General features: G+C 40.0%; 10 protein-coding genes. All 10 read left to right on the forward strand.

Annotated elements, in window-relative coordinates:
• The first annotated feature begins 4 nt into the window (after positions 1–4).
• A complete protein-coding gene (gene hscB / locus GWJ05_RS11300) occupies positions 5–526 on the forward strand; it encodes a co-chaperone HscB (RefSeq protein ID WP_036935399.1) in 522 nt (173 codons plus the stop codon).
• An 11-nt stretch (positions 527–537) separates the two neighbouring features.
• Complete coding sequence (gene hscA, locus GWJ05_RS11305) at positions 538–2,388, forward strand: Fe-S protein assembly chaperone HscA (protein WP_036935402.1); 1,851 nt, start codon at positions 538–540, stop codon at positions 2,386–2,388.
• Between the two features lie 2 nt (positions 2,389–2,390).
• On the forward strand, positions 2,391–2,726 hold the full coding sequence (gene fdx, locus GWJ05_RS11310; protein ID WP_006533442.1) for an ISC system 2Fe-2S type ferredoxin: 336 nt from the start codon (positions 2,391–2,393) through the stop codon (positions 2,724–2,726).
• 15 nt (positions 2,727–2,741) lie between these two features.
• Positions 2,742–2,936 carry a Fe-S cluster assembly protein IscX gene (gene iscX, locus GWJ05_RS11315; RefSeq protein WP_036935405.1) on the forward strand — a complete coding sequence of 65 codons (195 nt, stop codon included), beginning with the start codon at positions 2,742–2,744 and terminating at the stop codon, positions 2,934–2,936.
• 280 nt (positions 2,937–3,216) lie between these two features.
• Positions 3,217–4,512 (forward strand): aminopeptidase PepB, encoded by a 1,296-nt coding sequence (gene pepB, locus GWJ05_RS11320; protein WP_036935407.1) that lies wholly within the window; start codon positions 3,217–3,219, stop codon positions 4,510–4,512.
• A gap of 27 nt (positions 4,513–4,539) precedes the next feature.
• Positions 4,540–4,965 (forward strand): enhanced serine sensitivity protein SseB C-terminal domain-containing protein, encoded by a 426-nt coding sequence (locus GWJ05_RS11325; RefSeq protein WP_036935410.1) that lies wholly within the window; start codon positions 4,540–4,542, stop codon positions 4,963–4,965.
• Between the two features lie 293 nt (positions 4,966–5,258).
• On the forward strand, positions 5,259–10,352 hold the full coding sequence (locus GWJ05_RS11330; RefSeq protein WP_161681413.1) for an alpha-2-macroglobulin family protein: 5,094 nt from the start codon (positions 5,259–5,261) through the stop codon (positions 10,350–10,352).
• A 48-nt stretch (positions 10,353–10,400) separates the two neighbouring features.
• Positions 10,401–12,722 (forward strand): peptidoglycan glycosyltransferase PbpC, encoded by a 2,322-nt coding sequence (gene pbpC / locus GWJ05_RS11335; protein ID WP_161681414.1) that lies wholly within the window; start codon positions 10,401–10,403, stop codon positions 12,720–12,722.
• Between the two features lie 346 nt (positions 12,723–13,068).
• Complete coding sequence (gene ndk / locus GWJ05_RS11340) at positions 13,069–13,494, forward strand: nucleoside-diphosphate kinase (RefSeq protein ID WP_036935417.1); 426 nt, start codon at positions 13,069–13,071, stop codon at positions 13,492–13,494.
• A gap of 156 nt (positions 13,495–13,650) precedes the next feature.
• Positions 13,651–14,832 carry a bifunctional tRNA (adenosine(37)-C2)-methyltransferase TrmG/ribosomal RNA large subunit methyltransferase RlmN gene (locus GWJ05_RS11345; protein WP_036935419.1) on the forward strand — a complete coding sequence of 394 codons (1,182 nt, stop codon included), beginning with the start codon at positions 13,651–13,653 and terminating at the stop codon, positions 14,830–14,832.
• Positions 14,833–14,899 lie beyond the last annotated feature (67 nt).

The following is a 14,899-nucleotide window of genomic DNA, read 5'->3' on the forward strand; positions in this document are numbered from 1 at the left end:
ATGTATGGACTATTTCACACTATTAGGCATGCCTAATTGTTTTGATATTGATAAACAGCAACTTGTTACACGTTATCAAGATATGCAACGTCAGTATCATCCAGACCGTTTTGCGGGTAAATCTGATAAAGAGCAGGTTCAAGCTATCTCGTTTGCTTCAACTATCAATCAGGCTTATCAAACCTTAAAAAATCCACTCTCTAGAGCTGAATACATACTCTCATTACACGGTATCGATATTGCCAATGAGCAACAAACAATGCACGATACTGCATTTTTAATGGAGCAACTCTCATTACGCGAAGAGCTGGATAACATTGAGCACAGTGCTGATGCCGAAAGTTTGTTAGCTGATTTTTCTATGCGTTTAGAAAAAATGTACACAGTACGCTATGACGAAATGGTCAAAACGCTAGATAGCCAAACTTGGGATATTGCTGCTGATAATGTGAGAAAATTACGTTTTCTCGCAAAATTAAAAGAGCAAGTAGAGCAACTTGAAGAACGCTTGTTTGATGGTTTTTAAGGGAAACTGTTATGTCATTATTACAAATTAGTGAACCAGGTCAAACGCCTGCACCGCATCAGCGCAGACTTGCAGCAGGTATTGATTTAGGAACGACACACTCATTAGTTGCCACTGTACGTAGTGGGCAAGCCGAAGCGCTTTCAGACAACGAAGGTCGCTATTTATTGCCATCTGTTGTGCAGTATCAAGTTGATAATATTAACGTTGGTTGGAATGCTAAAAAAGAAGCAGAAAAAGATCCTGCTAACACGATAAGTTCAATTAAAAGAATGGTGGGTCGCTCACTAAGTGATGTGACAAGCCGTTATCCAAATCTTCCTTATCATTTTCATGAAAATGACAATGGATTACCGTTAATTAAAACAGTGGCGGGCATTGTCGATCCAATCCAAGTCTCTGCTGACATCTTAAAAGCATTGGCAGATCGTGCAACACAATCATTAGGTGGTGAGCTTGATGGTGTTGTGGTCACAGTACCTGCGTATTTTGATGATGCTCAACGCCAAGGTACAAAAGAAGCGGCTCGTCGTGCGGGGTTGCATGTTTTACGTTTATTAAACGAACCAACAGCAGCGGCTATCGCTTATGGTTTAGATTCAGGAAAAGAGGGCACCATTGTTGTTTATGACTTAGGTGGTGGGACTTTTGATATTTCTGTTTTACGTTTAACTAAAGGTGTTTTTGAAGTTTTGGCAACCGGTGGTGATACCGCTTTAGGTGGCGATGATTTTGATACGATGCTGGCGGATTGGATAAGAGAACGCGCAGGTTTTGGCCATCAAAAAGATGCTGTATTACAACGTCAATTGCTTGATGTTGCATCAGAAACTAAAATTGCATTAAGTAATAGTGATGTTGCTGATATCAGTATTAATGGTTGGAAAGGTGAAATTACTCGTGCAGAGTTTGAGTCATTAATTCAATCTTTAGTAAAACGTACTCTTTTATCTGTTCGTCGCGCATTAAAAGATGCCGGTGTTGAAATAGATGAGATCCTCGAAGTGGTTATGGTTGGTGGTTCGACGCGTGTGCCATTAGTTCGCCAAATGGTGGGTGATTATTTTAAACGTGAACCTTTAACCTCTATCGATCCAGATAAAGTGGTTGCCATAGGTGCTTCCATCCAAGCTGACATTTTGGTGGGTAATAAACCTGATAGTGAAATGTTGTTGCTGGATGTTATTCCGCTTTCTCTTGGCCTTGAAACGATGGGCGGATTAGTTGAGAAGGTTATTCCTCGCAATACCACCATTCCTGTTGCTAGAGCACAAGAATTTACAACATTTAAAGATGGCCAAACAGCCATGAGTGTTCATGTTGTTCAAGGTGAGCGTGAATTGGTTAGCGATTGTCGTTCTCTAGCTCGTTTTACATTACGTGGTATTCCACCGATGGCGGCGGGTGGTGCTCATATTCGTGTGACATTCCAAGTTGATGCTGATGGCTTATTGAGTGTCAGTGCTATGGAAAAATCAACGGGTGTTGAAGCCTCAGTACAAGTCAAACCCTCTTATGGTCTTAGTGATACTGACATCGCTAAGATGATCCAATCTTCGATGGAAAATGCCCAAGAAGATTTACAAGCTCGTCGTCTAGCCGAGCAAAAAGTCGAAGCAGCGCGTGTGTTAGAAAGTTTAACCGCAGCATTAGAAGAAGATGCTCATCTGTTAAATGAAGATGAGAAAATCGCTATCGACAAAGTTGTAGATACCTTAATAGAGAGCGTTGAAGGGACAGATCCTGTTGCCATTGAAAACGCGATTAAACTACTGGATAAGCAAACTCAGGATTTTGCAGCGCGTCGAATGGATTCCTCTATTCGTCAAGCGTTGGCAGGTCATTCTGTGGACGAGATATAACTATGCCTAAAATTGTATTTTTACCCCATAGCACACTGTGCCCTGAAGGTGCTGTTGTTGATGCAACAGAAGGTGAGTCAATTCTTGATGTTGCATTACGCAATGGTATTGAAATCGAGCATGCTTGTGAAATGTCTTGTGCATGTACAACTTGCCACTGTGTGGTACGTGAAGGTTTTGATTCACTAGAAGAGAGCTCAGAGCTTGAAGACGATATGCTAGATAAAGCATGGGGTTTAGAGCCGGAAAGTCGTTTAAGTTGCCAAGCTAAAGTGACTGACGAAGATTTAGTCGTTGAGATCCCTAAATATTCGATTAACCATGCAAGAGAGCACTAATTTTAGGAGCCAAGTATGAAATGGAGTGATACGCGTGAAATAGGGGAAGCATTATATGATCTTTACCCTGACACCGATCCTAAAACGGTACGCTTTACTGATATGCATCAGTGGATCTGTGATTTAGACGGTTTTGATGACGATCCACAAAAATCAAATGAAAAAATTCTTGAAGCTATTTTGCTTGTTTGGCTTGATGAATTTGAATAAATGATGACATTGTAAATTGAAAAGACTGGCTTATTGCCGGTCTTTTTGCATTATGAACTTTCACCTTTTACGTTGTCAGTGATTTAAAAATAACCATAAAGAGGGAAGTTCAGATATTTTATTGTGAGATCTTCTTCGAGGAATATCATGTAAATGTAGAAGAACACTGAGGGGGAATGGTGACCTCTTGGTTTTTGCAGTAAATTGATCACGCTAAACGATAAATATCTGGTAGTCTGAATAGGTTAACTGCCACCAGTAATAATAAGTGAGATAATAAATGAATAAACAAATTATGCCTATCATGCTGTCAAATGAACCTGCAGCAGCATGTTGGGGAGAAAAAGCACTAATTAGCACTAGCGAAACAGGCATGACAATCCATTTAACGGAAGAAAACCGTTTAGGCGCTATTCAGCGTGGTGGACGTAAAGTTGATAGCCAAGGTATTCGTAATGTTGCTCTTGTTGGCGAAGGTTGGGATATAGAGCGTAGCTGGGCTTTTTGGTTAGGCTTTAGAGCACCTAAAGGCGCCCGTTCTATCGAATGGCCACAATTGAGCGAAGCGGATAAACACGAATTAGAATCACGTATTCGTATCGTTGATTGGGTTAGAGACACGATTAATACACCAGCTGAAGAATTAGGCCCAGAGCAACTGGCACAACGTACGGTGGATCTTTTCTGTGGTCTGGATAAAGACGATATCAGCTATAAGATCACTAAAGGCGCAGATCTGCGCGAACAAAACTATGCTGGTATTTATACTGTAGGCCGTGGCTCTTCTCGTGATCCTGTCTATTTAGCATTAGATTTTAACCCAACCAAAGATAGCGATGCTCCTGTATTTGCTTGTTTAGTCGGTAAAGGTATTACTTTTGACTCTGGTGGTTATAGCATCAAACCTTCATCATCAATGAATTCAATGAAAGCCGATATGGGGGGAGCTGCAACGTTAGCGGGCGCTTTAGCATTAGCGATTACTCGTGGTTTGAATAAACGCGTGAAATTGTTGCTGTGTATTGCAGATAACATGGTCAGTGGTAATGCCTTTAAATTAGGTGATATTATTCGTTACCGTAATGGTAAATCAGTTGAAATTATGAATACGGATGCGGAAGGCCGTTTAGTATTAGCGGATGGCTTAATTGATGCAAGCAATATTGCACCAGAATTGATTATTGATGCTGCAACATTAACAGGTGCAGCTAAAGTCGCTGTGGGTAATGACTATCATTCAGTATTAAGTTTCGATGACCAATTAGCGAATGAATTATTGGCAAGTGCTGAACAAGAAAATGAATTATTCTGGCGTTTACCATTAGCTGATTTTCACCGTAGCCAATTGCCTTCAAGTTTTGCTGATCTGAATAATATTGCCGCACCTTCGCATACTGCGGGAGCAAGTACAGCCGCCGCTTTCTTATCGCACTTTGTCACTGACTATAAAAAAGGTTGGGTACATATCGATTGTTCAGCAACTTACAGAAAATCTTCTGTCGAACAATGGGCAGCAGGTGCGACAGGTTATGGTGTGCGTTCTATCGCAAATCTGTTATTAGCAAAAGCAAAATAATAAACGTTATTGGATTTGGAGTTCGTAATGGGTGTATCTGAACAATTTGAGACACAAGAAATTGTTTCTGTTGAAGGTTCTTCTCTAACATTAAGTATACTAGAGCCACAGCCTGAAAAACTGACAATGGCATTAAGCGAATTTTTTGGTGAACATAAACCTATTCGCCGAGCTTTTATTGTTAATGCTCAGGAGCAAGATAATGAAGAATCGTTTTATCTTATTGGGTTAGAGATAACTGGAGAAGAAGACGTCATTGCGCAGATACTCCCACAAGCTGCAGGCGCTACTTTTGAATATCTAGAAGAAGGTCAATCTCTTGATTTTTGTTTTGTAAATAAAGAGGAAAAAGGGGTGAGTCATTTTATGATCCATCACGTATCACCTTTTTATCAACGCAAATTAGGTGGCTTCCTAAGAAAGGGAATTCCAATCGTTAATTTAAATACCTAATCGACCTTCCTATATTTAGGCGATATCTCATGAGATATCGCTTTTTTTTATCCTATAATAGAAAATTGACTAGATTAGCAAATTGTTTGCATTTTCACATAACACATTGTTTTATTGTAACTTTATTTTTAATGTGAAAATAGAGGTACTTTTCACTGTAAAGAATTTCGTCATATTCGATAAAATATAGCCAATATTGTTATTTTTTATCTTATTAGAACAAAGAAAAATCTATATTATCTCTGCCCAGCCTGTATAAACATCGGATTATTCAGGGGTTGAATTTAAAGGAAATGGATATGAATCAAAACCAATTTAGACAATATACAGAAAAGAGGGGCTATCGTTGGTGCTCGCTTGCTGTTGTATTGGCGTCTGTGTTGGCACTGACTGGTTGTGATGACAAAGCTGATGAAAGCGCATCATCAACAGACAAAGCGCAAAACACACAAACAACTGAGCAACAAAATTCAGCTCAAAAAACACCCGACACCGCCACTCAAACTAGCGAAAAATCAGCAGTTACAACAAAAACGAATAATGAAACTGCATTAAAAAGCAAAGAAGTTCGTGATGAGTTGGCTATGCGTTTTGCAGGAAAAGATGTCACTGTATTAGATGCATCAGAATTGCAACGTGATGGCGCGAGTACCATGGTGGTGACTTTCTCTGTACCACTTGATCCAGACCAAAAGTTTGATAACGTCATTCATCTTGTTGATACCAAAAAAGGAAAATTAGAAGGTGCGTGGGAGTTATCGGATAACCTGATGGAATTGCGTTTCCGTCATTTACCACCGTCTACAGAATTAAATTTAACCATTGATGAAAAAATCAAAGGTATTAATGAGCGTACATTAACGACGCCTTTTAGTCAGAAGTTGACCACAGAAGAAATTTTTCCTTCGGTTGGATTTACCAGTAAAGGATCGTTATTACCGTTTGATGCGGCTGAAGGCTTACCTATTATTGCCTTAAATGTAGATCAAGTGGATGTTAACTTTTTCCGTGTAAAAGACGAGCAATTGGCTCAATTCTTAACGCAATGGGAAAGCCGTTCCAATATTAACTATTGGGAATCAGATGAATTTTTATCTCAAGCTGATTTGGTTTATACCGGCCGTTTCGAGCTAAATACAGAAAGAAACACCCGTGAAAATGTATTATTACCACTAAAATCAATAGATGCTCTGAAAAAAGAAGGTGCCTATATTGCTGTAATGCAACAAGCGGGTAAATACTCTTATACGGTTCCTGCTACGGTATTCACTTTTAGTGATATCGGACTGTCGATGCACAGCTATCTTGATACAATAGATATTTTTACCCAATCACTTAAAAATGGTGTTGCATTAGATAAAGTAGAAATTCGGCTGTTGGATGAAAAAGGTGGGCTTATTTCTAAAGCTCAAACCGATAGTCAAGGACATGCGACACTTGATAAAAGTGATAAAGCTCGTTTATTAATGGCTATTCGTGATGGTCAAACGAGTATGATTGATTTGCGTAAACCTGCACTTGATCTTTCTGAGTTTGATATAGGTGGTCCTCAAGGTTATAGCAAACAATTTTTTGCCTTTGGCCCTCGTGATCTCTATCGTCCCGGTGAAACCTTAATTGTTAATGCATTACTGCGTGATGGCGATGGTAATCCAATTAAAGAACAGCCTGTTAAAGTTGACTTACTCAAAACGGATGGCCAAGTTTCACGTAGTTTTGTATGGCAACCTGAAAATGGGCTTTACCAATTAAAGTTAACTATTCCTACTGATGAAAATACGGGTACGCGTACTTTACGTTTTGATATTGGTGATGGTACACCTCGTTTCTATGAGTTTCAGGTAGAAGACTTTATGCCAGAGCGAATGGCATTAGAAATCACCGGTAAAAAAGGCATTTTATTAAGCGGTAATGACGCTTATTTTGATATCAAAGGTCGCTATCTTTATGGCGCACCGGCCGCGGATAATCGCTTACAAGGGCAAGTTTTCTTAAAAAGCACTCGTGAAGCCGTGAGTCAATTGCCTGGCTATGAATTTGGTTCTGTAAAAGATGAAAACTTTAGCCGTTTACTGGATGAGTTTGAACTTAATTTAGACTCTGATGGTGAAGGTGAGTTAAGCGTTGATAGTGAACGCTATGCTGAGTTGAAATCACCAATCAATATTATTCTACAAGCAAGCTTGCTTGAAGCGGGTGGGCGCCCTGTGACTCGCCGTTATCAGCAAGCTGTTTGGCCTGCTACTCATCTTGCGGGTATTCGTCCAGTCTTCCCTAAAAAAGAAGTTTATGACTATCGTACGGACAAATATAAATCAGGTTACAGTGTTGATGAAAACTCAATGGCTGAATTTGAAATTGTCTATACAGATCAAGATGGTAAAAAGCTACCCGCTAACGATCTTAAAGTGAAGTTTATCTATGAGCGCCATGATTATTATTGGCGTTGGTCTAGTTCGAATGGCTGGGAATCTGGTTATAACGAAAAAGATCTGCAAATGGATGAACAAACCATCAAAATAGCGAAAGACGGCACAGCAAAAGTGGCCTTTCCTGTTGAATGGGGTTCTTACCGTATTGAAGTGGTCGATCCTAAAACAGAATTAGTCAGTAGTTTACGGTTCTGGGCGGGTTATTCTTGGATGGATAACACCGGTGGAACAGGTGCGGTAAGACCTGACCAAGTTAAACTTAAACTGGATAAAGAAGGTTATTTACCGGGCGAGAAAGTGAAGTTAAACATTGTAGCGCCTCATCCAGGTAAAGGTTATGTCTTACTAGAGTCGAGTAATGGGCCTTTATGGTGGCAAGAAATTGATGTACCAGAAAAAGGGCTTGATGTTGAAGTGCCTATTAACAAAGAATGGGCAAGACACGATCTCTATCTAACATCTGTGGTCGTAAGGCCAGGTGATACGTCAAAACAAGCGACTGTAAAACGTGCTGTTGGTATTTTGCATTTACCATTACAGGATAAAAACCGTCGTATTGATATTTCACTTGATGTACCTGAAAAAATTCGCCCTAACCAAGATTTAAAAATCCGCATTAAAGCGGATCCTGTTGCAGGTCAGCCATTACCTGAAAATATTAATGTGTTAGTTTCTGCAGTGGATACGGGTGTATTAAATATCACAGAATATAAAACGCCTGATCCTTACGATGCCTTCTTTGGTCGTAAACGTTACAGCATCGATCAATATGATGTTTATGGGCAATTAATTGAAGGGCAAGGTCGTTTAGCAAATCTACGTTTTGGTGGTGATGGTGGTGAAGCAGCTGCGTTATCTCGTGGTGGTAAAAAACCGTTAACAGATGTGCAAATCATTGCCCAACAAACAGCACCTATAAAATTAAATGCCCAAGGTGAGGGGGAAGTTTCCTTACCTATTCCTGAATTTAATGGCGAAGTGCGTTTAATGGCCCAAGCTTGGACAGCTGATAAATTTGGTAGCCAAGAAGGCAAAGTGGTTATAGCGGCTCCTTTAGTGACCCAACTTTCATTGCCTCGATTTATGGCGGGTGGTGATAATGCACTGTTGTCTTTAGATCTAACCAATCTTACCGATGATGCACAATCTATTACGTTAAATTACACCGCGTCTGGTCTGGTGGGATTAGGAGGTGCAGAAAGTAAAACGGTATCGCTGACAAAAGGTGAACGTACTCAAATTCAAATTCCAGTAAAAGCCAAACATGGCTTTGGTCAAGGTGAATTCTCACTGTCTATTTATGGTATTAAAGTACCAGGTGAACAAATTAAGCCTTATCACAACACATGGAATATAGGTGTTCGTCCTGCTTATCCGGCAGAAACACTCCATTATGCAAGTACGTTACAAGATGGTGAGACGTGGCGTTTGCCAACAGACGTTTTAAATCGTTTTAATCACTCAACGCTTGAAGGTGAATTATTACTGACAAGCCGTCCTCCATTACAGATTGCACGTTATGTAAGAGAGTTGTTTGCTTACCCTTATGGTTGCTTAGAACAAACCGTCAGTGGGCTTTATCCTTCTTTATATTCAACAGAAAAAGAGTTAAAGCAATTAGGAATTAAAACGCAAACAGATGCAGATAGAAAAGTAGCGATTGAAAAAGGTATTGCCCACCTGCTGACAATGCAAAAAGCAGAGGGAGGATTCTCTTTATGGAGCCAAGATGGACGTGAAGAGTATTGGTTAACCGCCTATGCCACTGACTTTTTATTCCGCGCTTCACAACAAGGTTATGCTGTTCCAGCGGATCCATTAAAACGTGCCAATGATCGCTTATTACGTTATTTACAAGATAAAAGCTTAGTTAACTATGAATATGCGGTTAACCAAGATGCTGCCCGTTTCTCTGCTAGAGCATACGCAGCACTGGTATTAGCGAATCAGCAAAAAGTACCTTTAGGTGAATTACGTCGCCTTTACCTTGAGCGAAATGATGCTGGTAGTGGCCTGGCGTTAGTTCAATTAGGCATTGCATTAAAACTGATGGGTGATAACAGTCGTGCAGAAGGTTTAATTGCAGAAGGTGTTACGACTACTCGTAAATATAATTATGGGTTAGGTGATTACGGTAGTGTTATTCGTGACCAAGCGTTAATTATTGCTTTATTAAGTGAAAATAATCTTGAAACACAATCTCGTGATGCAAGTGTGATTACGTTATCAGATAACTTAACGAGTCGTGAATGGTTCTCAACACAAGAAAGCAACTCTTTATATCTTGCGGGTCGCTTCTTTATTAATATGTCTGAGCAACCTTGGGAAGTCGCTGTAAATCGCCAAGTCCCTGCAATCAGTAGCGATCGTGCGGTGAATGAAACATTAACATCAACGCAATTACAAGAAGGGTTGGAGCTAAACAACCGTGGTGGTGCTGCGATTTATTCTCGTATGAATATCGTAGGCTATCCGAAAGTGGCTCCTGCACCTTATAGTAACGTGTTAAATGTTCATCGTAGTTATTACGACTTGAAAGGAAATCGTGTTCATCCAAATCGCTTACAAAGTGGTGAAATGCTGGTAGTGAAACTGGAAGTTTCAGCAAATAGAGATGTGCCTGATGCTTTAGTTGTTGATTTATTACCAGCTGGTCTGGAAATTGAAAACCAAAATTTAGCATCAAGCAGTGCAAGTTTAAGTGATAGTGCGGCTGACTTGCAGGAGTTTATCGACGATATGGGGCAAGCAAATATTAAGCACCTTGAGTATCGTGATGATCGGTTTGTTGCTGCGGTTTCTGTAGATAGATATCGCCCGACAACCTTACTTTATTTAGCAAGAGCAGTTACACCAGGGAGCTATCAAGTACCACCTCCACAAGTTGAATCAATGTATGTGCCTTACTGGCGAGCAATAGGTTCAACAGAAGCCAAGATTGATATTGTTCCTTAAATCTTGTAGCCCTTTCTTCGGAAGGGGCTTTTCCCTTTGAGTGATTGAATGAAACTAGGATATAAACGGCTCATTGCTGTTATCATTATTTTTCTGTTTGTAACGCCTATTTTGGCCTGGATCGCAGACAAAATTTGGCCTCTCCCTGATCCTGAACCTCAAATCGCAACGATTGTCACGGCGCAAGATGGCACCCCTCTTTGGCGCTTTGCTGACAAAGAGGGCGTGTGGCGTTATCGCGTCAAACTTGCAGATGTTTCTCCTGAATATTTAGAAGCCCTCATTACCTATGAAGATCGCTGGTTTTATCAACATCCTGGCGTTAATCCAATGGCTATATTACGCGCAGCATGGCAAGACTTAAGTTCAGGAAGAATTGTGTCAGGGGGAAGTACATTATCAATGCAAGTAGCACGCCTTATTGATCCTCATTCTCGAACTTTAGGGGGGAAAATTAAACAGCTTTGGCGTACCTTGCAATTAGAATGGTATTACTCAAAAGATGAAATTCTGGAGATTTATCTTAATAAAGCACCTTTTGGCGGTACGTTAGAAGGTATTGGTGCGGCAAGTTGGGCTTATTTAGGTAAATCGCCCGCTGATTTGTCCGCGGGTGAAGCAACATTAATGGCTGTATTACCGCAAGCACCAAGTCGCTTGCGACCTGATAGATATCCTGAACGGGCTCAAGCTGCTCGTGATAAAGTGCTAGATAGGTTGGCAGAATATCAGATATGGCCACAAGAAAAAGTGGATGAAATTAAGGAAGAACAAGTCTTATTAGCACCAAGACAAACGCCACAATTGGCACCATTGCTTGCTCGTCGTATGTATAACGAAAAGCGAGATCCCGTTATTACAACAACGATTGATATTAATATTCAACGACAACTCGAAGATATTGCCAATCAATGGAAATATCAGCTAGCAGATAAAACATCTTTAGCTATTTTAGTTGTTGATCATACTGATATGAGCGTTAAAGGATATGTTGGTTCTGCGGATTTCAATGATAATTCGCGTTTTGGCCATGTTGATATGATCAGCGCATGGCGTTCACCGGGTTCAACATTAAAGCCATTTATTTATGCATTGGCATTAGATGAGGGGCTTATTCATGCAGAGTCACTCTTACAAGATGTTCCTCGCCAGTTTGAGAATTATCGTCCTGGTAATTTTGACTCCGGGTTTAATGGAGCTGTTAGTGCCAGTGAAGCATTAAGTCGCTCTTTGAATCTACCTGCGGTACAACTAATAGAAGTATATGGTGCAAAGAAGTTTGCAGCAAAACTGCGTCATAACCATCTTGAAATGCGTTTCCCTTATGGTTCAGAGCCAAATTTAGCTCTAATTTTAGGTGGAACAGCAACACGAATGGATGAACTTGTCTCCGCCTTTAGTGCGCTCGCAAGGCAAGGAAAAACAGCACCTTTGCGGTTTAAGCCAGAACAGATAATTGAAAATAGGGTGTTAATGTCGCCGGGCTCTGCGTGGATCACAAGGCGTATCTTAGCGGGAGAAGCCAGACCTCGTCCAGATAGTGCAATTTCGCCTGTTGTGCCTTTGGCTTGGAAAACAGGTACCAGTTATGGCTATCGTGATGCATGGTCTATTGGTGTGAATGCGCGTTACACCATTGGAGTTTGGGTAGGTAGACCCGATGGAACACCTGTTGCTGGACAATTTGGTTTTGCGACAGCGGTACCTATTATGAATCAGATCAATAACTTACTCACAGGCTATTTTTATCAAAATAAACAGAGACCACCAATAGATTTACGACCTAATAGTGTGACAGCAGCGACGATCTGTTGGCCAACGGGTAAGGCATTACCTAAAGAAGATAGTAACTGTAGAGTCAGCCGTCGAAGTTGGATCTTAGATAACACAATTCCGCCTACTTTATTAAATGACAATCAAGAAGGCCTTTTGGGGATCAACGAAAAAATTTGGTTAGATAATGAAGGAAAACGAACAGGGCCTAATTGCCCTAATGCAGAGCTAAAAGATATTGCATTATGGCCGATAGCATTAGAAGCATGGTTACCTGAAAAAGAGCGTAGAGCAAAACGGTTACCTCCGATTTCTCAAACTTGTCCGCCTATTAAAGAAGACATCATTCCTCTGTTTATTTCAGGTATTCGTGCCGGTGATTTACTAAAGCCATTACCTGGTGAAACTAATCTAGAGATAACAGTTTCAACCCAAGGAGGAAGAGGTATGCAATGGTGGTTTTTGAATGGAGAACAAGTAGGGAAGACGGAAAACGGTGAAACGTTCTCTTATTTATTAGAGAAACGCGGTAAATATCAATTATCGGTGCTTGATCTAAGTGGTCAAACGAATATGGTTAATTTTATATTCCGTTAAACTGAAAGGATGAGATAAACGAGAACAGAGTGATTTTTAATTAAAATACGCTTTGTTAATAAAGATAAAAGGATGATTAATAGTGTTTCATTATGGTTCTTTTTTATTCTTACTTTTTAGTTTGAACATGGAAAACATTAAAAATGTGATTAGATCGATAATTTATAACTTTTTTGCCACAGTTTCTTAAAAAAAAAGGTGATTCAATCTGTGCAATTCATTTTGATCCTCCTATAATCGAGCCCTTATTTTTTGCAGGGAATGCGGTTTTTGATTCGTTTTTCCATGATCTGCGATAAAAGAGATAACAAAAGTTATCATTAATAAAATAATTTAGAGGTAAGACATGGCTATTCAGCGCACTTTTTCTATTATTAAACCAAATGCAGTGAAAAAAAATGTTATTGGCGCTATCTATCATCGCTTTGAAAGTGCTGGTTTTCGCATCATTGCAGCTAAAATGTTGCATTTAACACGTGAACAAGCTGAAGGCTTTTATGAAGAGCACAAAGGCCGTCCTTTCTTTGATGGTTTAGTTGAATTTATGACTTCTGGTCCAATTATGGTTCAAGTATTAGAAGGCGAAAACGCGATCCAACGTCATCGTGATCTGATGGGCGCAACTAACCCAGATAACGCATTAGCAGGCACATTACGTGCTGACTACGCTGATAGCTTTACTGAAAACGCGGTACACGGTTCTGATTCGGAAGCGTCTGCGGCTCGCGAAATTGCCTACTTCTTCACTGAAAACGAAATTTGCGCGCGCTAATTTATTAGCATCTCTACGCGAAAAACAGTACAATGCGACGCCCTGTTTGATTATTAATAGGGCGTTTTTTATTATTGTTTAATTATACAAATATATAAGTATCCCATTAGCATCAATGCTAATGCAGGCCGCATAGTGTAACAACGAGGCAATGTCATGACCCAATCTATCACTCCAGCGCCAAGCGCTTCGGTCGCTGTTTCTAAAGAAAATATTGTGAATCAAAAAACTAAAATTAATCTGTTAGATTTAAATCGTAAACAGATGCGTGAGCTTTTTGTCTCTATGGGCGAAAAACCTTTCCGTGCTGACCAAATTATGAAGTGGATGTACCACTACTGTTATGACGATTTTGATCAAATGACAGACATCAACAAGGTGTTACGCAATAAATTAAAAGAAATTGCTGAAATTAAAGCACCTGAAGTGTCTGAAGAACAACGTTCAACAGATGGCACGATTAAATGGGCAATTAAGGTTGGCGATCAACAAGTAGAAACGGTGTATATCCCAGAAGATGATCGTGCAACGTTATGTGTTTCCTCACAAGTAGGGTGCGCTTTAGAGTGTAAATTCTGTTCAACTGCACAGCAAGGCTTTAACCGTAATCTAAAAGTGTCTGAAATTATAGGGCAAGTTTGGCGTGCAGCTAAAATTATTGGCTCATTAAAAGAGACAGGGCGTCGTCCTATTACTAACGTTGTTATGATGGGAATGGGAGAGCCATTACTAAATTTAAATAATGTTATTCCAGCGCTTGAAATCATGATGGATGATTTTGGTTTTGGTTTATCTAAACGCCGAGTCACCGTATCTACATCTGGCGTTGTACCTGCATTAGATAAATTAGGTGATGCCGTTGATGTTGCTTTAGCTATTTCATTACATGCGCCAACGGATGACATTCGTGATGAAATCGTTCCAATTAATAAGAAATATAATATTGAAATGTTTCTTGAAGGTGTTCGTCGCTATATTGCCAAATCAAATGCGAACCAAGGGCGTGTTACTATTGAGTATGTCATGCTTGATCATATTAATGACAGTACAGAACAAGCTCATCAATTAGCCGATCTTTTAAAAGACACGCCGTGCAAAATTAACTTAATTCCTTGGAACCCGTTCCCAGGAGCGCCATATGGGCGTAGTTCTAATAGTCGCATTGACCGTTTTTCTAAAGTATTAATGGAATATGGCTTTACAACGATTGTGCGTAAAACACGTGGTGATGATATTGATGCTGCGTGTGGGCAATTAGCGGGTGATGTTATTGATCGCACAAAACGCACGCTGAAAAAACGCCAGCAAGGTGAACTAATTTCAGTAAAAGCAGTCTGATACAGTTGGAGATCTCTTTCTTTGTGAAGTGTATTACATAACTGCAATGTAGAGAGAACAAGGATGA

Origin of the sequence: Proteus sp. G2626, assembly GCF_009915985.1 — a bacterium.
Lineage (GTDB): Bacteria > Pseudomonadota > Gammaproteobacteria > Enterobacterales > Enterobacteriaceae > Proteus > Proteus vulgaris.